The following is a 26449-nucleotide window of genomic DNA, read 5'->3' as shown; positions in this document are numbered from 1 at the left end:
CGCGGTGGCTCTCCCGCACTCCGATTCCGGAGCCGCCAGGCTTCTGCCTGCGGATCTGTCTGAGATCCACGAATTCTTCCTCGCCCTCCGCGGCGCACTCATCTGCTGGTCTTTCCGTTAGGAGTTCTTAATGACTGCGGCTTCACCCTGCCGGCCAGCGCGGTCACCTACTGGGTGGGCGAGGCCATGCAGGGGACCGACTACCAGGACCTCGACAAGACCCCGGCGAAAACGGCCGCCACCACCGCCACCCTCGCCGCACCGATCAGCGCGGTACACGCGTCAACCACCTTTCGGCCATCCTCGCGGAGCGCATCACGGAAGTGTCGGCGGACCAGACGCAATAGCGCTGCCTGCTGCCTGCTGCCTGCTGCCTGCTGCCTGCTGCCTGCTGCCTGCTGCCTGCTGCCTGCTGCCTGCTGCCTGCCAGCGGCCCGGCCAGAGCTCTTGGGGCCTTCACGGACCGCATGTGCCCCTCTCGGCGTGACCTGCGGCCGCAGGCGGTGCTGCCGGGGCTATGGGCGGGCTGTGAGGTGGGTGTGGATGGTTTTGCCGCCGTCCGGGGCGGGCCGGATGCCCACCTCCGTGGCCAGCCGCTGGACGGCCGGCCACCCGTATCCGCCGCCGCCGGCCAGGTCGGCGGGGCGCGGCATGGGCGGGTCGGGGCTGGTGTCGCTGACGTCGATGTCGATGCCGTCGTCGACCCAGGCGAGGTGGAGGGTGCAGGGGCCGGGGGTGTGGCGCAGGGCGTTGGACACGAGCTCGGTGGCGACCAGCAGCGCCGCGTCCTGCACCGGCTGCGGTACCGGGTGTCCGCAGGCCGTGGCTTCGTCCATGAAGCCGCGGAGTTCGTCACGGGCGCGGGCGGCCGCCCCGGTGTCCTGATACCGGTGGTGACGCGGCTGGGGGTCGGTCATCGTCCCTCCGGGGCCTGTGCGCGCTTGTGGCTGGACACCGCGCCTTCCCGGCACGGGGCCCGTCATGCCCGGCCTGCCCTGGAGAAGCCGCCAGGGGACCCGATCCATCGCCCTGCGTGTGCGTCTGGTGGCGATCTGCTACTGGCCTGGTCGGGGTGGGGGTGGCGGTGCCAGTCTTAAGGCAGCGACGACTCTGGTTCGGTTCGGTGGTCCCCTGGCCCGCCCGCCGACCGGGCCCCGCCGTACTCCAGCCGAAGGGCTCGCCTGCCATGGTGGACCGTCACGAGATTGCGGACGGCGTTCCGGCCGACCAGCCGGGGACCGTGTCCTGCCGGACCGCGTCCGGCGGGACCGCGGTGGTCACCCTGACAGGGGAGTTCGACGCCGACGGCGCCAAGGAGCTCTGGCGGGTCTTCGAGGAGGCCGCGCTCCTTGCGCCCCGGACAGTGGTGGACTGCACCGGTGTCACCTTCGCCGACGTGGCCATGGTGCACGTGATGGTCGAGGCCGCGGCCGGCCGGGAGCTGGTGCTGGCCGGCCCGCTGCCCTCCTGCCTGACCGTCCTCCTGGACGCCACCGAAACGAGGGACACCTTCGCCGCCGCTCCCACCCTCCAGGCCGCCATCGGCGTCTGACCCTGCTGTGGCGGGACGAGCGGCGGTGTACGTCCCGGCGACCGACCACCACGGGGGCACCCGCACGATGATGGGGCAAGGCCGCGTCAGCGTCGCCGAGCGCACGGTACGCCGGTCCGTGTGGCGGGGCGACGTCCCGGGGGGCGACCTTCGGCATCGTCCCGCTGTCGGAGGGGGTCATCGGTAGAGCTGTGGGCGGAGTCGGTCTGGTGTGCGGGGTGATGGGGGGCGTAGGCGAAGTTGAGAACGGTGCGGCGCACTCCCGGGCGGGTCAGGGGGTAACGCGGTGGGCGGTGGTGTCGCTGCGGAGCAGGCAGGCGTTGCCGGCGTGGTGGTGGGTGGTCACGGCCGCGGGGGTTCCGAGGGTGTCCAGGCGCGGGCTGCCTGGGGTGTACTCGAGCAGACCGCCGTCTTCGGGCCTGCTGGGTGCCTCCAGGAAGAGGACGAGGGCGTAGGGGTAGTCGTCGGTGTGGCCGCCGTGGGTGTCACCCTCCTGGTGGAGGATGCTGAGGACGTGGCGTTCCACCGGTTCCGGCACGGGAGCCACGGCCTGGCCGGTGAGTCGTCCCAACAGCGAGACCAGCCGGCGAGCCGGTGCGAGGCAATGACCCCTGCCACAGGGAACACACGCTCTGCGCCCATGTCGACTCCGCTGCTACGAGCGCCCCCTGCGGCCACGCCTTGACCCCGCGCACCGCCTGATAGCGACCGTCGGGGCCTGCTGACGGTCGTGCGGTCCCGTTCACCGTTCCCGTGTGCGCGGAGTGCGAGGCCGTACCGGAACATGAGGGTCGTCGTCCGTCCGCCGCCGCGAACACGCCACGCCGGACGCTCCGTTCACGCCCGCTGCCCGGTCTCGTCTGCCCGGGCGTCGCCGGTCTCCTCGGCGGGCGGGATCACGCTGCCGGGTCGTGGCGGGATGTCGCCTGGCGGGCGCACGAGATGAGTCGGCCGGCCGACGGTGGGGAATCGAGGGACCATGACCGATGATGCCGCGGCCGGCGGAACCACGCTGAACCCCGACGATTCCACGCGCCGCTACTACGAGACCGGTGACGTCGACGTCTTCTACGACAGGGTGTGGGGCGGAGAGGACATCCACATCGGCATCTACGAACAGACGCAGGAGGCCATCGCGAAGGCCTCCCACCGCACGGTGCAGCACGCCGCCGACCGGGTCCAGGACCTGCTCGGCCCCCACGCGAGTGTCCTCGACCTCGGCGCCGGGTACGGCGGCTCCTCCCGCGCGCTCGCCGAGCGTTTCGGCTGCCACGTGTCCGCCATCGACCTCAGCGAGGAACACAACCGCCGCCACCGCGCCACCAACACCCGACGGAAACTGGACCACCTCATCGAGGTGGAAACCGGCACGCTCACCCACCTGCCCCGCAAGGCGGAGCGCTACGACGTGATCTGGTCGCTGGAGGTCCTGTGCCACGTGAGTGACCGGGAAGGCGCCCTGCGCGAGGCGGTGCGCGTCCTCAAGCCGGGCGGAGCCCTCGTCTTCTCCGACATCATGGCGGCCGAAACGACCCCGGCCGAGGCCGTGCGCCCCGCACTGTCCCGCCTTGGCGTCCAGCAGCTCGCCACCCCCTCCTTCTACCTGAGGCGCCTTACCGAACTCGGCCTCGAAGCCGACTTCGAGGACCTCACCGAACACTTGGTCACCCACTACGCACGCCTCCACCAGGAGCTGCGCCTGCGCACCGCGGAGCTGAGCGGGGTGATCAGCCAGGCGTACCTGGATGACCTGCAGGCCAATCTGCCCATGTGGGTGGACGTCACCCGCCGCCGGCTGCTGCGGTGGGGCATCTTCCACGCCCGCCGTCCTGCGGATCGTTGACGCCGGCGCAGCGCCATGGTTCACCACCTACCCCGACCTCTCCTGGAGCGTCCTGCGCCGTGTCCTGGCCAACACCGAACTGCACTGACACCTCGCGGCCGCCACCCCCAGGCCCTTACGCCCCGCCATGAGCGGGGCGGCCGCGCGAAGCGGAGTGCCCTTGCACGCCGATGCCGGGGCCCGCGCCCCGGGCGGGCTGGGGGTCGGCCGAATGGCTCGCAGCGCCGGCTCTCTGTGCCGGGAATGGATCAAGGTCCTGGATGATCACGGTCCGTGGGACGTGGTGATCTGACGCACGGCCAGTGGGAGCGGCTGAAGCCGTTGTTGCCGGCGGGTAAGAAGCCGGGCCGCCCGCGGACCTGGACCCGTCGGCAGGTCACCAAGACCTCCACCATCACCGGCGTCCTCCAGCTCGTCGACGACGGGAAGGTACGGCTCGAAGCGCCGATCTCGACGTACCTCGACGGGTGCCCGGCGGCGACCACATCACCGTCCGGCAGCTCGCCGAGATGCGCAGCGGCCTCTACGACTACACCGAGGAGCCGCGCTGGCTGGCCGCCTTCAAGGCGGACCGCACCGCGCCTGGGCCCCGCAGCAGCTGCTGGACATCGCCTTCCGGCGCCCGGCGAAAATCCCGCCCGGGGCACGCTGGGAGTACTCCAACACCAACACCGCCCTGCTCGGCCTGCTCGTCGAGAAGATCAGCGGGCAACCCCTGCACACCTACCTGCAGCAGCACGTCTTCGCACCGGCCGACAGCGACGCGACCCCGCTGCCGACCGGCGCCGAGATCACCAGCCCGTACGTGCACGGCTACCCGAACTTCACCCCGGACGACGCGACCGTCGACGCCTCCGCCTGGAACCCGTCCTGGGGCTGGGCGGCCGGCGCGATGATCTCCACCATCGACGACCTGCACACCTGGATTGGGGCCATGGTCAGCGGGCGGCTGCCGGACGCCCGGCTGCTGGAACCGGCCACCCAGGCCCAGCGGCTGCGCATGCTGCCCACCGCGCACCCAGGCTCAGCCCAATGCGCTCGCGGAGCCGTCCGCACCGCCCGCGTCGCCGCAGCTGTAGGACCTTCAGTGACCTTCGGGCCGTAGGGCCAGTTGGCCGCTGCCCTTCGGCCACAGCCGCCCTCACGTGCCGTCGAGGGCTCGCAGTGCTTCATTGACGGTCCTGCTCCGGTGTCATGGAAGGCCGAGGAAGTCACGACCAGTAGGTGTGAAGTCGCACCTGGCCCAGGGACCGCGAAGAGTGCTGGCAGAGCTGCGCCCGTCGCACGGCGGCCCCCCTCACGTCCCGGACGGCCGCGGCTGCTCCGGCGGAACCGAGCTCTCGGCGACCGCCATCCACTGGTCCAGGTCGGCCTGGGTGAACTCTGTCCACGGTGGGATCCCGGGGAGCTGTCGGAGCAGGTCGTAGGCCTCGGGGATCTGGACACCACGGAGGACGGGGCAGTGGCAGCCGGCGATGACCTCGGCGTTCAGGTGTTGGAAGTCGGAGACGACCGTCCCGAACTTTTGGGCGTCCAGCAAGGCGACCCAGGGGGAGACCAGCCTACCGCCGAAGAACTGGCCGTCGCGGAATTCGTCCGGCGACAGCGCTGCCGTCTCGGGCATGGGGGTCGGCACGTTCGTGGCGAAGGTGTCGACGGCCCACAGGACGCTGGTCTTCCGGTCGAAGAGAGCGCGGGTTGTGGGGTTGTCGTACAGGGGCGGTCGTTTGGCAACCAACGTGCGATCGCCCACGTCTATGGTGTCGCCGTCCGTCATGAAGCGGCACCGGTTGACGGGAGTCTCCCACTCCTCGGCCATGCGGCCGATGGAGAACCACGTCGTCAGCAGGGTCGCGTTCGGGCACTCGGCGAGGACCGCCAGGAGGTTGCCGGCGTGGTCGCGGTCGTCGTGGGTGAGGAAGATCCACCGTACGTCCAGAGGATCTACGACGGACCAGGCTGCCTCCAGCCATTGGGCGCGCACTGCGGGCGCCCCGGTGTCCACGAGGATCGGTTCGGCTCCTCGGATCACCATCGAGTTCATCGGAAAGTGGCCGACCGGCGGGGCCTCAAGGGCCCACGGGATGACGAACGTCTCCTCGGCGATCTTGTACGGCTGCAAAAGGTTGAACGTATCCATGGTTGTCATTGCTGCTCTCCCTAGGGCGGAGTCGCCGCAGCATCCATAAACCAGTGCAGCCCCATGGGGGGCTGTCGTCAACCGCAGAACTCGTGTGGTCGGCTCCGGTGAGGAACCATGCCCCGAGCACTCTGGGCATCCGGGCCTCGCCAGGGCACGCAATATCGGCGGGCCCGCCCCGCCCCACCATGCCGACGACCGACGCCTACGCGCAGTCGTCGACGAGTCGGGCGCGACGCAGGAGCTGAGGGACCATCCAGGTCCCGGCCCGGAGGGCGCGCAGTTCGTCGTGTCCGTCTCCGGGACAGGCCTCTCCCCGCAGCCGGGCAGTACCTGCCTGAGCAGCCGACGGGCAGCTCCCGCACCGTCGCGGACGACGGCTTCGTCGAGGTCGAGCCGACGGGCCTCGTTCGGCCGGGTCGCGGCCTCGCCGACGGTGGTGCGGCCGGCGAGCTCGTCGGCCATGCCGGTCATCAGCGCGGCCATGCGGGCGGCGAGGTCGTCGATGGCCCGGCCGGCGGGCTCGACCCAGACGGGCGGGGCGAACAGCCGGTTGAAGGCGAGGCCGACCACCGCGCCGATCAGGCTCTCCAGCACCCGAGTCTGAAGTCGTCCCCCAGATAACACCCCGATATCTGAGGTGGCTTGATCCGTCACCTGCGGTGACGGACCTCGAGCCGTTACGTGAAGCGGCCCTGCTATCTGCGGCAAAGGGAAGCGGTGTCCACCGTCGTGCAGCGTTGACCGTCGAACTACGAGGCGCTCACCCGCGCCCGCCTCGTCCACGTCGACCAGTACTGTCTGCGGGCCGACACCATCGCCGCGGCGAACGCCGCCCTGATCGCCGCCCAGGCCGGGGTGCCGATCGTGCAGCAATGGGGCAAGGGCCTGCTCGCCTCCGTAGACGGCCTGCGCGTCGTCGTCCCCGTCCGCACCATCAACGCCGCACCCAGGCTTCACAGCCTCCCAGCCTGCGGGCGGCACACTGCGGCGTTGCGCGACCCGGGTGCGGCCGACCTCGACGATGAGACGACGGCCAAGAGGGGTACGCCGGGCCTGGACGGCCATCGGCCCCAGCGCGCCCACAGGGAGGGCGGTGCCGGGGCCGAGTGCGGACACCCTGACGCGGAGCCGGTCAGTCGGCCGCCGGGGGTTGTCCAATCGACGGCGCGGACGCGCGGGGTCACGGCCGTCATGCAGAGGTGGCGGAGGGCCTCTGCGGTGGCTACTGCACGGTGAGGGTGAACGCCGTGTCCGCGTAGGCGTTGGCCGTGTTGATGCTGAGTACGGAGACGGTGTTCGGGTCGTTGCCGCAGCGGGTGGTCGGCGGGGCCTGGACGATGAACGTGGCCCAGTTGCTGTTGCTTGTGACGTGGACCGCCGCGTCCTTCAGATCGTCGATGTCGGGATCCGACACCTTGACGCAGTACTGCCCGGTGGCGACCTTCCGGGACTCGGCGATGTTCTTCTGCGCCAGGAGCGTTCCGTTCGCCGCCACCTTGGCGGCGGCGCGGGCGTAGGGGGCGTACATGTCGATGGGTGCCGCCACTGACGTACCGGCCAGGACGGGGACCGACACCAGGGCGGCGACGGTCAGGGCGATGGCGCGAGCGCGCCCGGCGATGCTGTGAGACATGGGGGGTATTCCTTCTTCTCGGCCGCGTCACCCGTGTACGGGGCGGCCGGGTCATGCCGGCGAGCGGGTGGTCCCGCCTCCCGGCTTCGAGGCGGGAAGGTCAGGGGACGAGCAGCATGAAGGGCGCGTCGGCCATCTTGAGGCGTTCGCCGGTGTAGACGGTCAACGTGTCTGCCGCGTTCCCGCATTCTGCCGACGGGGCGGTGTTCAGGTTGATCGCGTACTCCGGGCCGCCGGTCGTGATGAGGGTGGCGACCGGGGTGCTGCGGCTCACGTCGATCCTGGTGGCGTCGTCGAAGGTCACGCAGTAGATGCCCGTGGAGGGCCTGGTGGACGACTTGATTCCCTTGGACTGTGCGCGGGTTCCGTCCGCGTTGATCTGGGCGGACGCCATCGCGTACGGGGCCTTGGCCGCCACGGCCGAGTCATCCGCGATGGCGGCACCCGCGACCGCTCCTGCGGCCAGGAGGCTCAGCGCGGTAGCCGTCCCGATGATTCCCCGGCGCGCCTTGATCGTCTTGAACATGGTTTCCTTCCCTGTGCATGACCGCCGAACTGGCTTGATCACTATGGGTATGCAATCGGATGCGTAAAGTGCTGAGCAGCCGCAAGTGGATCACTCACTCGAACGCGCCAGAAACGACCCTTTCCGGGAGCAAGATCGGAAACGGCTGCGGGAGTCGGCCCGGGTGCCCGATCGGTTCTCGGAACCCGTTCTCACGCAAGTGCCGCACGACCCTGTTCTGGGAATGGTTTGTGAGAGAATTTCGGGCGTGACGGACCCTCAGGACACGAGCGAGAGCGACGCCGACGACATCGAGCGACACCCCTGCCCCCGATGCCAGGTCCAGCCCGGCTCACCCTGCCGCTCGCGCTCGGGCACGGTCGCCCGGATCTACCACACCGGCCGCTTCAAGAAGGTGGCCCGGCTCGCCAAGCTGCTGCGGGTGCCGACCCCGGCCGACCGCGGCCCCGGGCAGCCCTGGCGCCCCGGCACCTCGCCGCCGGCCGCGCCCGAGACGGACGCCCCGGGTGCGGACATCCGCATCGGGTACGCGAGGTGCAGCCACCTCACCCAGGAGCTGCAGTCGCAGCTGGACGCCCTCAGCGCGCACGGCATCCCGCGCGACAAGGTCTTCTCGGAGAAGATCAGCACCCGCATCCGGGTCCGCCCGCAGTTCGAGGCCGCCCTTGCCCTCGCGCGCGAGATCAAGGCTCACGCCCCGCACTGCCGCGTGCTGTTCACCGTCTACGAGATGAAGCGGCTCGGCCGCGACGCCGCCGAGCTCAACGCGCTGGCCGACCACCTGACCGCCCACGGCCTGGTCCTGGAGATGCTGGCCGGCCCGCTCCCCGGCATCTACGACCCCTCCGGCCCCGGCCGCATGCTCTTCGGGTTCTTCGCCGCGATGGCCGAGACCGAACGCGAGAGCATCCGCGAAGCCACCCTCGAAGGGCTCGACGCCGCCGCCCGAAAGGGCAAACACGGCGGCCGACCACCCGTCATCACCGACGACATGCTGCACACCGTGCTGCGGCGCCGGGCGGCGGGCGAGTCCGTCGAGAAGATCCGCCCGGACCTGATCATCCCCACCGGCAAGCGCAAAGGCCAGAACCCCGGCCTGGCCAGCATTTACCGGGCACTGGCCGAGCACGAGAAGGCCCAGGCGTACCCCGAAGCCGTCGCCCAGGCCCACAGCGACTTCGCCGACCTCCAGCTACCGGGGGACCTCAGTACCCACCCATGATCCATCTCACCGATAACCACGGTCCCGTTGCTCCCCGAAGCCGTGCTGGGCAACCAAGACCAAGCGCTTAGCGCTACGGCTGTACCGATGGTCCTCAGACCCCACGTACGAGAGGACCACGGCGCCGGTGGACCGTACGCTCTGCACCACCACGGGGTCCCGCCGTCCGGCGGCCAGGCGGCGCGGGACGTGGCGGAGGGGACGGAAGGGCCGTGCGAGGTCGGGCATACCCTCGCCTTCCCCGGGATCCCGAGACCCTCAAGCAGCTCATCACCCGCGAGGTGGTCCTGCTGCACTCGAAGCCTGCCTGCTCGGCCCGGGCGAACCAGTCCCGGCCGAGGACGACTTCCCGGGGTGCCGGAGTGGGAGACGCACGGCATCGATGACGCCTGCGAGCACGAACCCGCCGCCACACCCGTGACGACGGCAGCCTGAGACTCCGGGCCGGGCGGTGGTCGCAGCCGTGGCACCGCCCAGTCCGGCCCTTCCCGAAATGGCCGCTTTCCGTGGTGTACGGGCAGCGCCGTCACCCTGGTCCCCAACGGCCGGCCATCGGGCGCGGGCCAGCTCTTCCCCTCGGCTGCGTGTCGCTCGACGGGATCGATGCCGGACCCAGGCGGGTCAGCCGTCCGTGGGCGGCGCGTCGTGGTAGGGGTTGCGCGGTTGGCCGACGGGCTTCAGGGCAACGACGTCCATGGTCGGGACGGGGTTCTCGACCGGGACGTGCCCAGACCGCAGGACGCCCGTGACCTCGACCCAGGTGTCGTTGCCGGGCGCCTCCGCGCCGTGCATCTCCACGTGCAGGGTCCGCGCGTCGGCCGCGCAGCAGCTGAGCTTCAGACGGTTGAGGTACCAGGTGTCCGGGCCCTTGCCGGCGGAGACGAACCCCAGCAGCCGGACCTCCCGGCCGCGCAGGGTCTCCGGCGCGTGCACCGAGCGTCCGATGAACTCCTCCAGCGCCATGGGCGTGGTCTGCACGTCCGCCAGTTGTCCATAGGCGCTCTGCTCGACACCCGACGCGGCCCCGTCCCGCGAGGCCGTGTACGCGCCGAGCGCCGGCGGGGCGGCGAACAACAGGGTGAGGGCGGGTACGGCGAGGAGCCAGGCGACGTGCGTGCCACCGCCGTGGCCGTGACCGTCGTGCCCATGACCGCCGTGTCCGTGACCGCCGTGTCCGTGACCGCCGTGCCCGTGGCCGTCGTGCCCCTCCTCGGGGTCGCTCACGGGCTCCCGCACGCGGCGTACCAGCTCGACTCCGAGCCCCGCGAAGCCCAGGACGGCCAGCACGACTCCGGACGCGACGAGGTACGGCTGCAGTCCTTCCTTCACGTACCGGAGGTACACGTCGCTGCCCACGGTGACCTGGAGCAAGGCCTTGCCGATCAGCACCAGCAGGAGGGGCGAACCCAGTCCGCTCAGCAGCCGGGCGCGTTCCGCACGGGCGGGGGGCCGTCCGGTCACAGGAGTACGCCTCCGACGAGCACGGAGCACAGGATCGCCACGACGAACGTACCGGCACAGAAGCGCACCGCGAACGCCCGCCCGAAGGCCCCCGACTGCAAGGCGATCAGCTTCATGTCGACCATCGGGCCCACCACCATGAAAGCGAGGCGGGCGGTGGGCGAGAAGCCGGTGAACGAGGACGCGACGAACGCGTCCGCCTCCGAGCACACCGACAGGAGCACCGCGAGCGCCGCCGCCACGAGGACGCCCAGCCACGGAGAGCCGGAGAAGGTCTCCAGGACGGACGGTGGCACGAAGACGTTGAAGGTCGCCGCCGCCATCGCGCCGACCACCAGGAAGCCGCCCGCTTGCAGGAAGTCGTGCTGCAGCCCGCGCCTGAAGGCCTCCGCCCCGCTCGTTCCGTGTGGCTGCTCCGCACGCCCCGTCGGGAGCCGCAGCCACTCCTCGCGTCCCCACCGGATCCACAGCCAGCCCATGACGACCGCGGTGAGGAGCGAGGCGCCGAACCGCGCGGCCACCATCTCCGGCCGGCCGGGGAACGCGATCGCCGTCGAGACCAGCACCACCGGGTTGACGGCGGGCGCGGCGAGCAGGAACGTCAGGGCCGCCGCGGGAGCCACGCCCCGGCGCATCAGACTCCCCGCGACCGGCACTGAGGCGCACTCGCATCCCGGCAGCACCACCCCGGCCGCACCGGCCACCGGAACAGCCAGGACGGGGTTGCGGGGCAGGGCCCTGGAGAAGACCCGGGCGGGGACGAACGCACCGATGGCGGCCGAGACGACGGTGCCGAGAAGCAGGAACGGAACGCCCTGCAGGACGATGGCCACCAGGAGCGTGCGCCACGCCTCGAACGCCGCCAGCCCGAACGTGCGCTCCAGCCACGGTCCGGCGAGCACCGCGGCCCCCACGGCCCCGACCAGGGCCGAGCCGACCGTACGGGTCGCCGCCCGGCGCCTTCGCCCCGAGCCGTCCTCGACGCCGCGCGGGGCGCCAGGACGGGGTGGCGCCGTCGCCACGCTCGCCGAGTCCTCAACCACGCCGGCCCCTCGCTCCTCGTCCGCCTGGGCACGGCGGACCGCGCCCAGCCCAGCCGGAGGCGGCCCGGCACGGGCTGGCACACACTAGCCGACGACAATCATATTCATCTACCCGGGCAGGAGGGGGGTGCGTCGAGTGTCCCGGCCCCGCCGGGGGTGGGCCGGGACAGCGACGGGTGGGTCGCGGGGGCACGACTCCCGGGGCGATGATCATCTGCTGCCGGTGGGGAGCGGCATTCCGGACCCCCACGGCGATGCCTCGGGCACGCACGATGCGGAAGCCGCGCAGTTTGACCTGGCTGTCGATCCTGCCCAGGTGCTCCAGGCGGCCGTCGGGCAGGAGCCGGCCCTTGTCGCCGCTGCGGTAGTTCCGTTCCCGACCCCTGCGCCCCCGACCCGGATCTCGCCGGCGGCACCCACCGGCAGTAGCTGCCCCCGGTCGTCGCGCACGGTCACCGACCAGCCCGGCAGTGGCTGGCCGACGCGGCGAGAGCCGCGCAGGGCCGACTCCGGAGTGATCGTCTCGGCGGTCACGTGCACGGTGGTCTCGGTGATTCCGAACATGTTGACCAGATGGCAGAAGGCGGGCGGGTACCGGGTGAACCAGGGCAGGAGTATGCGGGTGTCGAGTGGTTCGCCGCCGAAGACGATCAGCCGCACGGCGAGCCGGAGATCCGAGTTCCGGTCGGCGGCCACGACCTGCCCGAACGCCGACGGCGTCTGACTGAGCACGGTCACCTGCTGTTCGGCAAGGAGTTCGTGGAAGCGCTCGGTGTCACGCGTGATCCAGTACGGGACCGCGACGAGCCGTCCGCCCGTGAGGAGACGACCCCAGATTTCCCAGACCGAGAAGTCGAAGGCACTGGAGTGGAACATCGTCCCCACGTCCCCGTCCTCCGCTTCGAGGGCGTCGCAGAACGCGGTCACGTCCGGCATCCCCACGAGGCGGGGGAAGGCGGTCACGCCGCCGAGAGGGGTCGGCAGGTCGATCCGACCGGGATGCCGTGCGGCCCAGTCGAGGAGCAATGCGCGGTTCTCGAAGGCGAGTTCTCGGTGCGGGGTCAGCACCTTGTCGGCCTGCTCCAGGGTCACCGCCGCCAGGTGCTCGGCCACCGGTGACGTGCTGATGGTGAGGTAGTCGCGAAGCCGCACCATCTCGGGTATCAGCTGGCGCGGGGGCGATGGCGCGGGTGCGCGGCGTGATTGCCGCCCGCAGTAGCCCTAGATCCGGAACGATTCGTCCTGGGCGCGCAGTTCCCACGTCCGCCAGCGGGCGCCGAGTGCTTCGGCGATGGAGGAGAGGGACTGGTAGACCGGGCGCAGGCTGACGATCTCGTCCCCGGGCTTCACCAGGGCGGCGATGGCGAGGAAGAGGCTCTCAGTCGCTCACTGCCCGTCGAGGGGCTGTCCCGGAACGGAATGGCGTTCAGCTCCGCACTGCCGATGCCCGGGCTCCGACGCAACTCGCCGAGCGTGCAGGGGGTCAGACCCGAACTGGAGATGTCGTAGCGGGCGGAGAGGGCGGGCCGCTACGAGGCTGCCCCGGAGCCGCCCTGTCCGCCTCCTTCCTCGCGGACGCGTCGGCGTCGCGCAGCCTCCTGCAACGCGCTCTCGTGGATCTGGACGGTCTCCGCCGGGCTGCCAGGGCGTGCCCTCATGTCTGCGGCGAGGAGCTGGCTGAACGGGTTGCGGCTGCTCTCGCTGTACTCCAGAAGGTGCAGGAGGGCATCGAGCTCACCTTGGCGGAGGGGCATATGGACGGGGAACATGGATCCAGACTGGGTCAGGGCCGTGAGTACACGTTCGTGGCAGGCGTCTTCACGCGCCCTGCCGATTCGGCCCGATGGGTTGGCGGAGAACGCGGCAGGGAGGTAGATACGCAGTCGCTCGAGGAGATCAGAGAACGCCTCCCCGCCCTTCCGGTCGTAGGGCCGCTCCACGCCGCCCGCCTCGTCGGGGTCGAGGCGGACGGTGTCCAGGAACCGGCGACGCGCCGTGGCTCGGGCAAGAGGCCGGCCCCAAGCCACCTGGCCCCCTTCAGATACTCACGCGCGTCGGTCACCCGGTAGAAGCACCAGCCGGGTGATCCGGCCCAGTGCAGTCCGCAGTCACCGCCGCACTGGGCCTGAAGCGACTGCGTGAAGTCGACTCCAGCCTGGACGTCGAGGTACGGGCGGACAGCTGAGGGGCGATCTCGAACCCAACGAGGGATCCTTCCTGAGCTTGTTCTCCATGGTCTTGCGTGGCCGCGTTCGGCGATGGCCTCGGGACGCCCGCGAGACCAGGGTTCCTGTTCGTCGCTTGGACACCCCGAACAGCGGCGTCAGTTGGAGCAGGAGCCGACAGGGGGTTTGGTCAACTCTCGACCAGCCGTGGACGAGTCGCCTCGCCCGTGGATTTCGCGTCGGCGTCGTCGGCGGCGTCGATGCCGACCGGACCTCGGGGGAGCAGCCGGTCCAGCCACGTGGGCAGCCACCAGTTGGCCCGGCCGAGGAGTGTCATGGTCGCCGGTACCAGCACCATACGTACGACCGTGGCGTCGATGAAGATCGCGCTGGCCAGGCCGAGCCCGAACATTTTGGCGGAGGGGTCCTCGGCGACGGCGAAGGACAGGAAGACCGCCACCATGATGAGGGCGGCCGACGTGATGATCCGGGCGGTGCCGGAGACGCCCTCCACGATCGCCGTGCTGTTGTCGCCGGTGCGCACGTACTCCTCACGGACGCGCGCGAGGAGGAACACCTCGTAGTCCATCGACAGGCCGAACAGGATGGCGAAGAGGAACGTCGGGATGAACGACACGACCGGAACCGTCGCTTCCAGTCCGATGAGCGCGCCTCCCCAGCCCCACTGGAAGACCACGACCATGATCCCGTAGGCCGCGCCGATGCTCAGCAGGTTCAGCAGCACCGCCTTGAGCGGTACGACGACCGAGCGGAAGACCGGCATCAGGAGAAGGAACGAGAGCGCCAGCACGGCGGCGATGAACACCGGCAAGCGCTGGCTGGTGCGTTGGCCCACGTCGGACAGGCTCGCGGCGGCGCCGCCGACGTGGGCCCTGGCCGGGCCCTCCCCGATCGCCGTGGGCAGCACCTCGGTGCGCAGCCGGGCGATGGTGTCGGCCGTGGCCTTGTCCTGAGGGCTGGTGGTCGGGAACACCACGAGGGTCGCGATGCCGGTGGCCGGATCGATGTGTGTCGGCGCGACGGATGCGATGCCCGGATCCGCCGCGACCGTGGTGACGAGACGGTCCACCACTCCCCGATCGCCGGAGGGGTCCGCGGCGATGACGAGGGGACCGTTGGTGCCCGGGCCGAACCCCTCGGCGACGAGGTCGTAGGCGCGGCGTTCAGTACGGCTCTGCGGCAGTGAGCCGTCGTCGGGCAGGCCGACGCGCAGGCCGAGTACGGGCAGCGCCGCCGTCAGCAGCAGCCCCGCCGCGCCGACCGCGTACAGCACCGGGTGCCGGCTGACATGGCCGATCCAGCGACCCCACCCGGCGGCGGAGGCGGCGCGCGCCGCCGTGTCCCGCCGTCGGTCGATTCGGCCCGACCGCCTGGCCCGAAGAGCCCGGACGATCCGGCCGGCCTGGCCCAGCCGCGGGCCGGCCGCGCCGAGGAAGGCCGGCAGTAGCGTCACCGACGCGAACACCATGGTCAGGACGACGATCGAGACGGCCAGGCCGCCCACCGTCATGAACGGCACGTTGGCGACTGCCATGCCGAGGATCGATACGACGACGGTGCCTCCGGCGAAGACCACGGGCCGCCCCGCCGTGGCCACCGCCCGTCCGGCTGCCTCGTGTGGATCGAGCCCGCGCGTGAGGTACTCCCGGTGTCTGGCGAGCACGAACAGCGCGTAGTCGATGCCCACTCCGAGCCCGACCATGCTGCCCAGGATCGGTGCGAAGGTGGGGACGTCCGTCACCCCCGCCAGTACCGTCATCGTGGCAACGCCGACGGTCAGCCCGAAGACCGCCATGCCGATCGGGAGCGCGGCGGCGACGAGCGAGCCGAACGCCAGGAACAGGATCGCGCCGGCGGCAAGGAGCCCGATCAACTCGCTTGCGCCGCCGTCGGGGTCGGAGAAGGCGTAGAAGAGGCTCCCGCCCATCTCGATCCGCAGGGGCAGCTCGGCGCGCAGCCGGTCGCCGAGGTCGACGAGGGCGTCGAGGTCCTCGCCCGACAGCCGGCTCTGGTCGGGGTACTGCACCCGGACGACCGCGATCCGTCCGTCGGCCGAGACAAGTCCGCCGCGCACGGCGGTGTCCCGGCCTGCGTCGAGTGCCCGCGCCGGGTCGCTCGTGCCGAGCACGTGCGGCAGCCGTTTCACCTCGGTCTGCAGCCGCGCGAGAGCGATGCGCGCGCTGCCGCTGCCGCTGCCGCTGTCGCTGTCGAAGAAGGTCGCACCGCCGTCGCGGGGGGTGACGACGATCTGGGCGGTCATCCCCTCCTGACCCGTGCCGGCCCGCTCGATCAGTTCAGCGGCCCGTTGGGAGTCCAGTCCCGGAGCGGTCATCGAGTCCGCGGTCCGCCCGCCGAAGGCAAGGGCGGCGAGGACGGCAAGCACGGCGGCGAGCAGCCATGCCGCGATCACCCGCCAGGGATGGCGGGCGGCGCTTGTGCCCAGGCGCAACAGGGCTTTCGAGAGCATCGGGTCCTCCAACCACCTCGGCGGCCGTCCTTGTACGGCCGCCGATGCCGAGGCTCCTCGCCACGGCGCTCTGCGGCATCGGCTCGCGGGCCGCGGATCCGTCGGCCTCAAGTCGGAGTGATGTCCCGTCCTTTCGGCCGATGCGCGGCCCTGCGCGGTCCCTAGGCTGGGAAGCGTGCTGCGAGACGACCTGCGAACCCTGTGGACCGAGCCCCGGCCGCCCGACACACCCGCCCGGGTGCGGAGGGACTGGGTGCTGCTCGCCGCGGGCCTGGGCGCCGTGGTGCTGGAGGCCACCTTGCGCGAGGACGTCGTGTGGCGGCCGGTGGCGGTGGTGTTGGCCGTATGGCTGTGCCTGCTGTCCCTGTGGCGCCGGACCCGCCCGCTGGCGATGGTCACGCTGGGGTTCGGCTCGGTGATCCTGCTTCCGGTGGCTTCGCTCGTCGCCACGCCGCGCGAGCCCGTCGGCCTGTACACCGGCGCCGTCGTGCTCGTGCTGGTGTACGCGCTGCCCCGGTGGGGATCGGGACGGGAGATCGTACTGGGCAGCGCGGTGATCCTCGCGGCCTTCGCGCTGTGCGCCGTCACGGACGAGACCCCGGCCGTAGAACAGTTCGCGGGCCTTGTCTTCCTGCTGCTGCCCGGCTTGATCGGGGCTGCCGTGCGGTTCCGGGTGGCCGCTCGCGAGCGGGAGTGGGAGCAGGTACGCTCCCGCGAGCGTGAGCAGCTCGCCCGGGAACTGCACGACACGGTGGCCCACCACGTCTCGGCCATAGTGATCCGCGCCCAGGCGGGCCGGGTACTCGCGGGCACCGACCCGTCCGCCGCCGTCGAGGCGCTGGAGGGGGTCGAGGAGGAAGGGGCGCGCACGCTCGAGGAAATGCGGGCCATGGTCGCCGCGCTGCGCGACCGCGGGGTCGGCGCCGAGCTGGCGCCACCTGCCGGCGTGGCGGACCTGGAGCGCCTGGTGCGCGCGCCGGACGGCCGTCTCAGGGTCGACCTGGGGCTCGACGGCGAGCTGGACGCGCTGCCCCCGGCCGTGGACGCGGCCGTCTACCGCATCGTGCAGGAGTCGGTGACCAACGCGATGCGCCATGCGGTCAGCGCGACCGAGGTCGTCGTCCGGGTGACCGCGGAACGGCGTACGGTACGGGTGAGTGTGCGCGACAACGGCCAACGCACCGGCCGAGGTCGCGACGGATACGGACTTGCCGGACTGCGCGAGCGCGCGGCTCTGCTCGGCGGCACACTACGAGCCGGCCCAGCCGCCGACGAGGGCTGGCATGTCGAAGCCGAGCTGCCGAGAGCGAGGAGGGAGAGCGATGGCCATTCGCGTCCTCGTCGCTGACGACCAGACCATCATCCGCACCGGGCTGCGCATCATTCTGAACGCCCAGCCCGGCATCGAGGTGGTCGGCGAGGCCGCCGACGGACAGCAGGCGGTACGCCTGGCCCGCGAACTCCGCCCCGACGTCTGCCTGTTCGACATCCGCATGCCCGTACTCGACGGGCTCGAGGCCACCCGGCTGATCGCCGGCCCGGGCGTCGCCGACCCGCTGGCCGTGGTCGTCATCACCACGTTCGACCTCGACGAGTACGTCTACGGCTCACTGCGTGCCGGCGCCCGAGGATTCCTCCTCAAGGACACGGGACCGGACCTTCTGGCGCAGGCCGTACGGTCGGCATCCGACGGTGAGGCGCTCATCGCGCCCAGCGTCACCGTCCGTCTGCTCCAGGCTTTCTCGGACCTGCCCGCCGGCAGGCCCGCGGCCCAGCCGGTCTCCCCCGTCACCGCCCGCGAGGAGCAGGTGCTCCTCGCCGTCGCTCGCGGGCTGACGAACACCGAGATCGCCGATGCGCTGCACATCAGCCTCAGCACGGTGAAGACGCATCTGGCCAGCCTGATGGCGAAACTCGGCGCCCGCAATCGGGTCGAGATCGCGATGTGGGCCTACGAGACGCGCCGCATCCTCCCCGGAACCTGAGCCGGGGCGCCGGGCCATGAGCCCCCGCCCGGTGCCCGGTGCCCGGTGCCCGGTGCCCGGCGCCCGGCGCCCGACGGTCACGCGGCTGTCACCGGCCTCCGCTGCACCGAGATCGCGGGTCCAGCCGACCGCCGATGCCGAGGGTGAGCATGCCGGCGTCGACGAGTTCCACGAGCGCCCGCAGGTCCGCGACGTCGTTGCGGGCGACCATGTGCGTCGCGCTCACCCCGGCGTCGCGGGGCGGCTCGATCGGGGTGGCGATCGACACGATCCGCCCGCCCGGCCGCACCAGGGGCACCAGGGTGCGATCTCTCGGGTTTGGGATGGTGGTGTGAGAGACAGCGGGGTGTGGTGTGCTGGTGCTGGTCGGGCCCTGTTTCGAGATCGCGGGGGGTTCGGACGGGCCGTTGCCCGTGGCGTCGGTGCGGGCGTTGCGGGGGCCGGCGGTGCGCCGGTTGTTGGCTTTGCGCCGGGAGGGGAAGCTGACCACCCGGCATGTGCGGACGGTGGGTGAGGCGTTCGAGGTGCGGGAGCGGGCAGTGTGGCGGTGGTTGGCTGCCGCGGAGGGTGGGGCCGCGGTGCCGGGGGAGAGCGGCCGGTACTACGGGCGATTCATGGTCACCCCGGAGGTCCGGGCTCTGCTCGGCCTGTGGAGGGGCAATGTTGCCGCTCTCCATCGTGAGCTGACGGCTCGCGCGGCCCGTGGCGAGGGGGGATCCGCCGCCGTCGGTTCAGACTCTGCATCGTGCGATCTGGCGGGATCTGAGTGTTGGGGGAGCGGGCGGGGCTTGCTGGTGGTGAGCGTGAGGCCTTTCCCGCACGGCCGCCCGCCGCTGTGGGAGGCGGCCTCGGCGTGGACGACGGCCCTGGCTATGACCCGCCTGACCGTCCTGCGCGCCCACTTGCTTGACGACCGCCGCCTCCAGCGCATCCTGGCCCTGTGGCGGCAGACCGGCATCCATATCACCCTCTCGTCCACCGCCCCCGCCTGACCGCCGCCCTTCCCGCGCTCTCGCCGCTGTCCCCCACACCCCCACCGCCACCCTGGCCGCAGCCCGCGCCCTCTACTTCGACGGGAGCCCCTCTGGGGCCGGCGCGTCGGCACCGGCGGCGGCATCTGCTGCCTGCGGGGCGGGCCGGTGGCTTACCCTGCCGTCCCTGGACCGGCTCGTCTCCTACGACAGCCCGGGCCCGTGTACTGACCCTTGCCTGCCTGGCCTGATCGATTTGAGGCAACGATCCGCCCCCGAGCCTCTCCCCGCTGCCCAAGCCGCCCAGGCCGTCCGCCGGATCCACGCCGCGACCGCCCACCCGCGACTGGCCGCGGCCCTGTTCACCGGCGCCTCCTTCGAACAGCTGGCCACTGACTTCCACGAGGCCCCGCCCTCCTCGGCCTCCACGACCGGATCCGCTTCACCGACGGCTGCGCCACCCACCCCGTCCCCGCATGGGCAGCCGTCTTCCTGCGCGCGGCCACCTGCTGCGCCTGGCCGAGACCGCCAGGCTCCGGCCACCCCAGCCGCCCGGCACCCAAAGTGGCGGCAGGCCCGGCACGGTGGTGTGGGACTGGCGGGAGGTAGTGAAAGCACGCGGGTAGCGGCCAGCGCCTGCCGCCTGCTGAGCGGCCACGGACCGCGCCCTCGGCCTACTGGAGGGCGAACTCGATGAAGTCGATGTCCCGGAGGGTGACGTGGAGACCGTGGGCGCGCATGCCGGCGTCGCGGAAGTAGAGGTGCCCCAGAGCCCGGCCGATCACCAGCTCGTGCTGCTCCTCACTCGCGCCCGCGTCCAGGGCGGCGAAGATCTGCCGCGTCACCGGGGGGTCCAGGCACCCCGTGACGCGCCGCATGCGCGGGTCGTCGGAGCCGCTGGGACCGGCCTTGAACCCGAACCGGGCGCGGGTGTGGACGACCACACCGCCTACCTCGGCCCCGGCACGCCGGCGGGCACGGAATCAGCGGCCAGCGGGCCCGTACGAGTTCCACGATCTTCTGCTCGTGGCGGGGGCTCGGACGCCCATGGCTGCCCGGTTTACGGGTCACCCACCGCTGGACGGTCCGCTGGGACACACCCAGGACGACGGCGACCCGCCGGGTGGACCCCCGCTCCCACCGCAGCAGAGCCTTCAGCTGATCAGCCGTCGCCGCAGGCACCGGCCGGGTGTACAGGAGCCGCTCCAGCCCCTCACCTACCGCCCGCACCATCCCACCAGCCCCCTCGACACCGAACCCCACACCCCAGCAGGTCCACCAGACCACCACACGGTGACGGCGGGCGGCATCGGGCATACGCCAGCTCGGCGGGTGCGGGGCGGGCTCATGATCGAGACAATGTGTTGACTATCTGCAATCTCTCTGGCCGTGATTCTTGCACATGGCCCGTGTTGTACGGGGCGTAAGGGTCAGGTGTGCAATTGAGCCATACTCGAATGCCTGCCGCGGAATGAGGTGTTCTGCGGATATGTTTCAAGGCGCCTTGGGGGGAGGCGCTTGTGCGAATGTTTCCTCCCTCTGCCATTCCCTCACACAGGGGCAACGAGAAGGGAAGGAAATCCGATGAGTGCTCGGCGAAAGAAGGCAGCCGGTCTGATGGCTGGTGTTGCGTTCCTGGGGATCGGCGGTATCACGCCGGCGAACGCGGGCGTCACCGAGGGCCAGTTCGAGTCCTACATCTCATGGTGGACGCCCCCGACGGAATCGCCGCTGGTATGACAGCAACAGCAGCTCGGACTACACCGGCATCTAATTCCAGGGGTGTCAGTCGGACGACTTCAGGGGCTACGACTACGCGTCGCTGCGCCTGTGGAAGGACGTTCCCGGCGCCCCGGACCGCAGCAAGGGCACCAGGAGCAACTACTGCGGGTGGGTCGACTACGGCGATCCCGACGATGCGGGCAACTACTACTTCGCGCTGACGGACGTGTCCAGCGGCACGTACCTCTCCGTCCGCTACGTGAAGGTCGGCTGGTAGTGCCGGCGTTGAGCACGTAGTACGAGGGTCCCGGGTGGATTCAGCACCGGGAACCCTCTGGTCTCCACTCTCCCATGAGCAAGGCCTTCCCGCTGGCAGCGGGAAGGCGGATTGCGCGTTCCTCCATGTCTCTGATTTTTGATCACGTTTCCTTCCGTTACAGCCGAAATGCGCCCGTTTTCAGTGAATTCAGTCTCCGGATTGACACACGGGCAACGGTCCTCCTTGGCCCGAACGGCGTCGGCAAGTCCACGCTGCTGGCCATAGCCGCGTCCCACCTGTCGCCCTCGACCGGGTCGGTCACCTTCGAGGGAAGCGCCGCAAAGGGCCGCCATCTGGCCGCCTACCGTGAACGCGTGGCGTGGATCCCCCAACAGATCACCCCCATGCCCGGGCTGACCGTACGCGAACAGGTCGCCTATGCGGGATGGCTCAAAGGCATGCCGAAGGACTTGGCTTGGAAAGCGTCAGAGGACGCGCTGCGCCGGGTCGACCTCACCCGCCTCGCGGGGCGCAAGAGCCACCAGGTGTCCGGTGGTCAGCTCCGCCGCATGGGAATCGCCGGGGCGCTGACCCACCGCAGTAGGCTGATCCTGATGGACGAGCCGACCGCCGGCCTCGACCCCACGCAGCGCCTGGTGTTCCGTGAACTCGTCGAGGACTTGGCCGACAGTGTGCAGGTGGTCGTCTCCACGCACCAGACCGAAGACCTTGCCGACCTGTATACACAGGTGGCAGTCCTCGCCCACGGAAAGATCTGCTTCCAGGGGGGCCCCGCCGACTTTCACGCCCTGGCGCCGACTGCCGCACGCGGACGCGACCAGGCGGAAGCTGCCTACATGATGCTCGTCGGACGGGAGATCTGACCGATGCGCATCACCACTCTCCTGCGGTCCTCCTCCGCCGGACCCATGCTGGTCCTCCTTGCCGGCTACATCCTGCTGCTCCTGTCGGCCCCGATCACCGCAGGCACTGTCCCCGGGTACGGGCCGTCGGTGCTCGGCAACGCCTCGTATGCCATCCCGTTCGCCACTGCCGCGTGCGCGGCGAGCGGAGCGTGGGAAGGCGCACGCCTACGGCGGGGCAACGTCTTCGGGCAAGCCCCTTCCCGCAGCCGGCTCGCCATCGTGCTGCCGTTGCTGGCCCCGGTTTGGGTGATGGGCGTTGCCGGAATGCTCATCGCGGTCGGTGTCGCGGTCTCGGCCGCAGCAACCCTTCCGTCTCTCTCCCACCTGGGCATGTTCGCGGTGTACGTGCTGCTGATGGCCGCCGCCACCCTAGCCGGACACCTCTTGGGCGGCCGCCTTCCGCACCTTGCGGCCGCACCCTTGGCGATGGTCGCCGGCTTCTGCCTGACCGCGTTCCCCGGATCCTGGGACACCCCATGGCCCCGGCACCTGGTGGCGGGCGCCTATGACAGCTGCTGCTCGGTCGGATCGGTGATCGACCCTGTGGCCGTGTGGGCGCCGCTCCTGTTCAGCGGCGGGATCATCACCGCATGCCTCCTTGTGATCGCCCAGACCGATAGGTGGAAGCCTCTGGCCGCCCTCGTCGCCGGGTCTGCGGCCTCGGTGCTCATGGTCGTGAGTATGGGCTACAACCCGGTCGCAGACCGGAACCCCCACGCGCTGGTCTGCGATACCGCCGGCATTCCGGAAGTGTGCCTGTGGCCCGAGACCCCGGGGCGCACGCGGATAGTGGCGACCACTCGCGCCTACAGCAGCCGGCTGAAAGGCGCCGGGCTTCCCGTGGTCTCCTCCCTCACCCAAAGCCGTGATCTCAGGCCCGGACAGGCCGGTTTCGGAGTCAAGGGCCAGGCTCGCGAGCAGGACATCACCGCCAGCCTCGCCAACTCTCTGCTGCCCGCCATACCCGAATGCGCCCGAACCAGCCACACTTACCCTGCGTTCCCTGCCCGGGGACCGCTCACCGCATGGCTGACGGCCATCGCCACTCAAGCACCCCCGGCGCCTGTCCAAGGGCGTGTCTCCCCCGATGACGCGAAACTCGCCCAGCAGGTCCTCACGCTGTCCTCCGACCGTCAGCGCGCCTGGTACGAAGCGAACCGGGCCGCGCTCACCGGATGCGACAAGAAGCCGGCCCTGAACCCTGAAGGAGCGGGCCGGTGAACTGGTGGGCAGCATCCCGCAACGTGACCGCCCTCGCCGCCGTCACCACTGTGACGGCCGGCGCCGGCCTGGCGTTCGGACAGAGCCGCATCCCCATCCCTGCGATGGTCGGCGGGGCCGGAAACTTCCTTCTCGCCGCGCTGATCACCGTCATCCCCGCCGTGATCTGGCTCGCCTTCACCGGCCGCGCCCGGAACGCCACGGAAACCGTGGCTGTGCGGGCAGTCCACCGCTGGGATACCTTCCTTGCCGGCGGATGTGCAGTCCTTACCCTGGCCATGGCCGTCCTCGGTCATTTCGCGGGAGCCGCCCCCGTGGCCCTGGCCATCGGCCGGAACACCGCCTTTTACCTCGGACTTGCGCTGCTCCTCGTCCCCCTTGCCGGCGCCCGGATTACATCACCAGTCCTGACCGCTATCCCCCTGGTTCTTGCCGTGGGGGGATGGAAGAGCGGCGGTCGTGGAGCGCAGCCGTGGGCCGTCGTCCTGCACCCTGCGGCCAGTATGCCCGCCTTCCTGGCGGGCGTGGCCGTCCTCATCGCCGGGGCGACATTCAGCAGCCTCAAGCCCCCGCGCGTCACCCTGTGACCGATCGTTTCAGAACGACGTCCGGAGTCGCCGCAAGCAGATGATGCTGCAGGCGAAGCGGAGCAGTCCGAGGTGGAGGTCGGCTCGGATCTCGTAGCAGACCTGGAGGACTGACTGTGAATTGGTTGAGCCCAACGAAGGTTCGCTCGAGGACCATCTGGTCTTGCCGAGGCCTGAGCAGTGGGCGGTGCCCTTGCGGACGATCTTCGGCATGATGCCGCAGGTGCGAAACACTGCGTGAGGGCCGCGAGGCCCCGCTGAAACGCCTGCTGCGCCTTGCTCGGCCCCGTCGCCGTACGACCGACTGCCGGGGCGGGAGACGGTGCCTGGGCGGGTTCTACGCCGATCGCGGTGAGCCGGTTCTGCTGTTCGGGCAGGAGCCGGGCCCAGGTGGCCGGCTGCTTCTGTTGTTGAAGCCACCGGCCGATGTCGTCGCCGTCCATGAGTACGCCGGGTGCGATGTCGGGTAGCTGGCCGTCGGCGTCGACCAGGTCCGCGAGGACCCGCTGGTGGCGTTGCCAGTCGAGTGGCCAGGGGCAGTTCCAGTCCTTGTCGATCGTGGCGAGCTGCGTGGCCCGGGTGGTCGCGGTGTCTTCGTTCTTGCCGAGGCCGTTCTTGGCGCCTGTGCGGCGGAGGTTGGCTCTGTACTGCCCGGTGGGCATCATCTCGTCGTCCTCGCCCCACATCGCGTCCTGCCGGGGCGCGAAGTGGCCGGTGGCCTTCCGGTAGGACCGGAGCACTGCGAGCTTGGCCTCCCACGCCTCCTCGCCCGGCGCCCACACCATCCCGGCCTCTGGGGCGTCCAGCAGGGTCTTGCGCCGCTCCTCGAGCTCCCCGGCCCGCAGCGCCTTGCGCTGCTGGTGCACCCACCGCCCCAGCGGGAACGCCTTCGTGACGCCGACCTCGACCTCGACGTCGTACGGGACGGCGTGCAGGCCGGTGAGCCCGTTCTCGGCCCGCCACCGCTGCAGGGCCTGGTAGCCGTCCAGCCACACCAGGGGTTCGGGCCGGTAGACGCGGGTGCGCAGGAACGCGGCGATGGTGGCGGCGTCGCGGGGGCTGGAGAAGTGCAGCAGCGCGGACTCCGCGGCGGCATTTGTGTCGTCCTCCTGCCTCTCGCCTTCGCCGCCGGCCCCGACGATTCGTCCGTCCTCGTCGCGCTGGACATGAACCTTGCGCTTGCCGCTCGTCAGGGCCCCAGATGCGAGCTGCTCGACCAGGCGCTCATCGTCACTGCGGAGGCCCTGGAGGACTGCCGGCCAAACCCCGCGCCACCAGCCCAGGCACACGAATGAAGGCCCCGGGGGTCATGACGCCCCGGGGCCCTCCACTTCGCTGACCTCCCGGCTCAACGACGGGCGAGGTGGCCTGTCACGCCCAGTCACCGTTTGCGGCCTCGGAGATGTGATGACGGGTATCTGTCCGTGGGCCGGCTCTCGCGCGGCTCACCCCGGGGCGCCCGGGGGTGAGCCCCTCCTTGTCCAGGTTGTAGCGCAGCTGGGCGAAGCCGCCGACGTTGGCGGTGGAGTCCAGGCGGACCGGGATGTCCTTGGTCAGCTCGCCGAAGAGCCGGTGGCCGGCTCCGATCAGGACCGGGGCGACGCTGATGATGAGCGCATCGACGCGACCTGCGCGGATGAAGCTCTGGATGAGGCGTCCGCCGTCGGGGTAGACGTGCTTGATCCCGCGCTGGTCGAGGTCGGCGAGGAGGCTGTCGATGTCCCGGTAGACGGTGGTGCGGGGGTCGGCGTCCTCGGGCAGCATGGTGCTCAGGACGCCCACGTGGCGGTTGCCGTAGTGCCAGTTCTCCTTGCCGAAGCCCATGACCTTGTCGTAGGTGTTTGCGGCCCATGATCACGGCGTTGACCGAGTCGAGGAACTCGAAGAAACCGAGGTCGCCGGCCTTCTCGCCGCGCGAGGTCAGCCATTCGATGTCATCGTCGGGGCGGGCGATGTGGCCGTCGGGGCTGGCGCCGATGAAGACGGTGGCGCTGAGGGGTCATGAGGTCCTCCCGAACAGGTGGTCAAGGTCGGCGCGGAGCAGGGCGGCGGGATTGCCGTCGCTGGTGAGGGGCCACCGCAGCAGGGAGCCGTCAGTGGTGATCTTGATGGCGCGGCGAGGCGCGGTACGTCGGTGCCGGGCGGGAGCCCGACCTTCGCCAGGGCATCGGTGAGCAGCTCTTGCAGTGCGGCGTCCACCGCGCGGGTGTGCACGGCGGATGGACGCGGAACTCGGGTTCGGTCAGGTCGAGTTGGAGCATGCTGCGGTGATTGGCCATCTCCTCGGAGGTGGACGTGTGGCCGGCGAATTCCTCGGCGACAGCGTGCAGCGCCGCCAGGGGCGAGCCGTACTCGGCCCGCGCACTCCGGTAGGGCGCGGCAGCGTCCGCTGCGAACGCCAGCAGCAGGCCCCGCTTAGACCCGAAACACTGGGACAGGGGCGCCGACGAGACTTCCGCCTCGGCGCCAACATGCGCCAGCGTGAGCCTGCCGGGACCATGCGCAGCAATGGCGCTGGAGCTGCCGTTCGCCTTCGTGCTGAGCTCCGCCGCCTGACTTTGGTCCGATCGGCTGGATGTGCCGGTGGTTCGTGCGGGGGTGCTCCGCGGCGCGGCGGAGTGGAGGTTATGAAGGGAGTCAAACGAAATCGGATGGAAGTTCGCCATCCGGTGATTCCCGAACATCAACCTCAGGAGTCGCAT

The 26449-nt window shown here is 70.7% G+C and carries 21 protein-coding genes and 7 pseudogenes; 12 read left to right on the top strand and 16 right to left on the bottom strand.

All coding sequences use genetic code 11. The features are described 5' to 3' along the window. Window positions 1-126: 126 nt before the first annotated feature. Window positions 127-303 (top strand): annotated as a pseudogene (locus ACZ518_RS05775) (NADPH-dependent oxidoreductase); the annotation flags it as partial. 212 nt (window positions 304-515) lie between these two features. On the opposite strand, the gene ACZ518_RS05770 reads toward ACZ518_RS05775, so the two are convergent. Next, complete coding sequence (locus tag ACZ518_RS05770; protein WP_469111744.1) at window positions 516-917, bottom strand: ATP-binding protein; 402 nt, start codon at window positions 915-917, stop codon at window positions 516-518. 269 nt (window positions 918-1186) lie between these two features. Here ACZ518_RS05770 and ACZ518_RS05765 point away from each other — a divergent pair, with 269 nt between their 5' ends. Next, window positions 1187-1552 carry an STAS domain-containing protein gene (locus ACZ518_RS05765; RefSeq protein ID WP_469111743.1) on the top strand — a complete coding sequence of 122 codons (366 nt, stop codon included), beginning with the start codon at window positions 1187-1189 and terminating at the stop codon, window positions 1550-1552. 271 nt (window positions 1553-1823) lie between these two features. On the opposite strand, the gene ACZ518_RS05760 is transcribed toward ACZ518_RS05765, so the two are convergent. Next, complete coding sequence (locus ACZ518_RS05760) at window positions 1824-2135, bottom strand: HalD/BesD family halogenase (protein ID WP_469112328.1); 312 nt, start codon at window positions 2133-2135, stop codon at window positions 1824-1826. A gap of 396 nt (window positions 2136-2531) precedes the next feature. Between ACZ518_RS05760 and ACZ518_RS05755 the strand changes: the two genes are divergently transcribed. Both ACZ518_RS05755 and ACZ518_RS05750 read left to right on the top strand, forming a co-directional pair. After that, a complete protein-coding gene (locus tag ACZ518_RS05755; protein WP_469111742.1) occupies window positions 2532-3395 on the top strand; it encodes an SAM-dependent methyltransferase in 864 nt (287 codons plus the stop codon). A gap of 547 nt (window positions 3396-3942) precedes the next feature. Beyond that, window positions 3943-4500, top strand: a complete 558-nt coding sequence (locus ACZ518_RS05750; RefSeq protein WP_469112327.1) for a serine hydrolase domain-containing protein — start codon at window positions 3943-3945, stop codon at window positions 4498-4500. A 192-nt stretch (window positions 4501-4692) separates the two neighbouring features. Here ACZ518_RS05750 and ACZ518_RS05745 read toward each other — a convergent pair whose 3' ends face one another. Then, a complete protein-coding gene (locus ACZ518_RS05745; RefSeq protein WP_469111741.1) occupies window positions 4693-5544 on the bottom strand; it encodes an MBL fold metallo-hydrolase in 852 nt (283 codons plus the stop codon). A gap of 744 nt (window positions 5545-6288) precedes the next feature. On the opposite strand from ACZ518_RS05745, the pseudogene ACZ518_RS05740 reads away from it, so the two are divergent. Further along, window positions 6289-6486 (top strand): annotated as a pseudogene (locus ACZ518_RS05740) (Tn3 family transposase); the annotation flags it as partial. Window positions 6487-6760: 274 nt separating this feature from the next. On the opposite strand, the gene ACZ518_RS05735 reads toward ACZ518_RS05740, so the two are convergent. Beyond that, a complete protein-coding gene (locus ACZ518_RS05735; protein ID WP_469111740.1) occupies window positions 6761-7171 on the bottom strand; it encodes a hypothetical protein in 411 nt (136 codons plus the stop codon). 100 nt (window positions 7172-7271) lie between these two features. Further along, complete coding sequence (locus ACZ518_RS05730) at window positions 7272-7697, bottom strand: hypothetical protein (RefSeq protein WP_469111739.1); 426 nt, start codon at window positions 7695-7697, stop codon at window positions 7272-7274. A gap of 247 nt (window positions 7698-7944) precedes the next feature. Here ACZ518_RS05730 and ACZ518_RS05725 point away from each other — a divergent pair, with 247 nt between their 5' ends. Further along, complete coding sequence (locus ACZ518_RS05725; protein WP_469111738.1) at window positions 7945-8919, top strand: recombinase family protein; 975 nt, start codon at window positions 7945-7947, stop codon at window positions 8917-8919. 621 nt (window positions 8920-9540) lie between these two features. Here ACZ518_RS05725 and ACZ518_RS05720 read toward each other — a convergent pair. The 5 genes and pseudogenes from ACZ518_RS05720 to ACZ518_RS05700 form a co-directional block, all read right to left on the bottom strand. Next, on the bottom strand, window positions 9541-10380 hold the full coding sequence (locus tag ACZ518_RS05720) for a TIGR03943 family putative permease subunit (protein WP_469111737.1): 840 nt from the start codon (window positions 10378-10380) through the stop codon (window positions 9541-9543). After that, complete coding sequence (locus ACZ518_RS05715) at window positions 10377-11423, bottom strand: permease (protein ID WP_469111736.1); 1047 nt, start codon at window positions 11421-11423, stop codon at window positions 10377-10379. The genes ACZ518_RS05720 and ACZ518_RS05715 overlap by 4 nt, the downstream gene beginning before the upstream one ends. A gap of 271 nt (window positions 11424-11694) precedes the next feature. Then, a pseudogene (locus ACZ518_RS05710) lies at window positions 11695-12389 on the bottom strand (AMP-binding protein); the annotation flags it as partial. 255 nt (window positions 12390-12644) lie between these two features. Beyond that, window positions 12645-12794 (bottom strand): annotated as a pseudogene (locus ACZ518_RS05705) (aminotransferase class I/II-fold pyridoxal phosphate-dependent enzyme); the annotation flags it as partial. Window positions 12795-13778: 984 nt separating this feature from the next. Next, the gene (locus ACZ518_RS05700) at window positions 13779-16076 is read right to left on the bottom strand and encodes an MMPL family transporter (RefSeq protein WP_469111735.1); all 2298 of its coding nucleotides are present in this window, start codon (window positions 16074-16076) and stop codon (window positions 13779-13781) included. A 175-nt stretch (window positions 16077-16251) separates the two neighbouring features. On the opposite strand from ACZ518_RS05700, the gene ACZ518_RS05695 reads away from it, so the two are divergent. Then, window positions 16252-17424, top strand: coding sequence for a sensor histidine kinase (locus tag ACZ518_RS05695; protein ID WP_469111734.1), 1173 nt, complete (start codon window positions 16252-16254; stop codon window positions 17422-17424). Further along, window positions 17399-18061, top strand: a complete 663-nt coding sequence (locus ACZ518_RS05690) for a response regulator (RefSeq protein ID WP_469111733.1) — start codon at window positions 17399-17401, stop codon at window positions 18059-18061. Before ACZ518_RS05695 ends, ACZ518_RS05690 begins: the two co-directional genes overlap by 26 nt. A gap of 88 nt (window positions 18062-18149) precedes the next feature. Here ACZ518_RS05690 and ACZ518_RS05685 read toward each other — a convergent pair whose 3' ends face one another. Continuing rightward, a complete protein-coding gene (locus ACZ518_RS05685; RefSeq protein ID WP_469111732.1) occupies window positions 18150-18359 on the bottom strand; it encodes a hypothetical protein in 210 nt (69 codons plus the stop codon). Between the two features lie 505 nt (window positions 18360-18864). Between ACZ518_RS05685 and ACZ518_RS05680 the strand changes: the two genes are divergently transcribed. Next, window positions 18865-19053, top strand: coding sequence for a hypothetical protein (locus ACZ518_RS05680; RefSeq protein WP_469111731.1), 189 nt, complete (start codon window positions 18865-18867; stop codon window positions 19051-19053). A gap of 653 nt (window positions 19054-19706) precedes the next feature. Here ACZ518_RS05680 and tpg read toward each other — a convergent pair. Beyond that, window positions 19707-19994: pseudogene (tpg, locus tag ACZ518_RS05675) on the bottom strand (telomere-protecting terminal protein Tpg); the annotation flags it as partial. A gap of 112 nt (window positions 19995-20106) precedes the next feature. Next, window positions 20107-20265: pseudogene (locus tag ACZ518_RS05670) on the bottom strand (telomere-protecting terminal protein Tpg); the annotation flags it as partial. Window positions 20266-21105: 840 nt separating this feature from the next. Here ACZ518_RS05670 and ACZ518_RS05665 point away from each other — a divergent pair. Genes ACZ518_RS05665 through ACZ518_RS05655 form a run of 3 tightly spaced genes read left to right on the top strand, consistent with a single transcriptional unit; the run spans window position 21106 to window position 23747 of the window. After that, the gene (locus tag ACZ518_RS05665; RefSeq protein ID WP_469111730.1) at window positions 21106-21897 is read left to right on the top strand and encodes an ATP-binding cassette domain-containing protein; all 792 of its coding nucleotides are present in this window, start codon (window positions 21106-21108) and stop codon (window positions 21895-21897) included. Between the two features lie 3 nt (window positions 21898-21900). Continuing rightward, window positions 21901-23160: a DUF7224 domain-containing protein gene (locus ACZ518_RS05660; RefSeq protein ID WP_469111729.1), complete on the top strand. Its 1260-nt coding sequence runs from the start codon at window positions 21901-21903 to the stop codon at window positions 23158-23160. Then, window positions 23157-23747 carry a hypothetical protein gene (locus ACZ518_RS05655; RefSeq protein ID WP_469112359.1) on the top strand — a complete coding sequence of 197 codons (591 nt, stop codon included), beginning with the start codon at window positions 23157-23159 and terminating at the stop codon, window positions 23745-23747. The genes ACZ518_RS05660 and ACZ518_RS05655 overlap by 4 nt, the downstream gene beginning before the upstream one ends. 233 nt (window positions 23748-23980) lie before the next feature. On the opposite strand, the pseudogene ACZ518_RS05650 reads toward ACZ518_RS05655, so the two are convergent. The 3 genes and pseudogenes from ACZ518_RS05650 to ACZ518_RS05640 all read right to left on the bottom strand — a co-directional run. Continuing rightward, a pseudogene (locus tag ACZ518_RS05650) lies at window positions 23981-25003 on the bottom strand (helicase associated domain-containing protein); the annotation flags it as partial. 115 nt (window positions 25004-25118) lie between these two features. Continuing rightward, window positions 25119-25571 (bottom strand): dihydrofolate reductase family protein, encoded by a 453-nt coding sequence (locus ACZ518_RS05645; RefSeq protein WP_469111728.1) that lies wholly within the window; start codon window positions 25569-25571, stop codon window positions 25119-25121. Between the two features lie 269 nt (window positions 25572-25840). After that, the gene (locus tag ACZ518_RS05640) at window positions 25841-26449 is read right to left on the bottom strand and encodes a hypothetical protein (RefSeq protein ID WP_469111727.1); all 609 of its coding nucleotides are present in this window, start codon (window positions 26447-26449) and stop codon (window positions 25841-25843) included.

Source organism: Streptomyces sp. NPDC033966 (assembly GCF_055575955.1).
This window is presented reverse-complemented; position numbering and strand designations above follow the sequence as displayed.

What these genes read in the sequence shown, in the direction of transcription:
- ACZ518_RS05770 (WP_469111744.1), bottom strand. Translation starts at nt 917, where the DNA reads ATGACCGACCCCCAGCCGCGTCACCACCGGTATCAGGACACCGGGGCG.
- ACZ518_RS05765 (WP_469111743.1), top strand. Translation starts at nt 1,187, where the DNA reads ATGGTGGACCGTCACGAGATTGCGGACGGCGTTCCGGCCGACCAGCCG.
- ACZ518_RS05755 (WP_469111742.1), top strand. Translation starts at nt 2,532, where the DNA reads ATGACCGATGATGCCGCGGCCGGCGGAACCACGCTGAACCCCGACGAT.
- ACZ518_RS05745 (WP_469111741.1), bottom strand. Translation starts at nt 5,544, where the DNA reads ATGACAACCATGGATACGTTCAACCTTTTGCAGCCGTACAAGATCGCC.
- ACZ518_RS05735 (WP_469111740.1), bottom strand. Translation starts at nt 7,171, where the DNA reads ATGTCTCACAGCATCGCCGGGCGCGCTCGCGCCATCGCCCTGACCGTC.
- ACZ518_RS05730 (WP_469111739.1), bottom strand. Translation starts at nt 7,697, where the DNA reads ATGTTCAAGACGATCAAGGCGCGCCGGGGAATCATCGGGACGGCTACC.
- ACZ518_RS05700 (WP_469111735.1), bottom strand. Translation starts at nt 16,076, where the DNA reads ATGCTCTCGAAAGCCCTGTTGCGCCTGGGCACAAGCGCCGCCCGCCAT.
- ACZ518_RS05690 (WP_469111733.1), top strand. Translation starts at nt 17,399, where the DNA reads ATGGCCATTCGCGTCCTCGTCGCTGACGACCAGACCATCATCCGCACC.
- ACZ518_RS05665 (WP_469111730.1), top strand. Translation starts at nt 21,106, where the DNA reads ATGAGCAAGGCCTTCCCGCTGGCAGCGGGAAGGCGGATTGCGCGTTCC.
- ACZ518_RS05660 (WP_469111729.1), top strand. Translation starts at nt 21,901, where the DNA reads ATGCGCATCACCACTCTCCTGCGGTCCTCCTCCGCCGGACCCATGCTG.
- ACZ518_RS05645 (WP_469111728.1), bottom strand. Translation starts at nt 25,571, where the DNA reads ATGGGCTTCGGCAAGGAGAACTGGCACTACGGCAACCGCCACGTGGGC.
- ACZ518_RS05640 (WP_469111727.1), bottom strand. Translation starts at nt 26,449, where the DNA reads ATGCGACTCCTGAGGTTGATGTTCGGGAATCACCGGATGGCGAACTTC.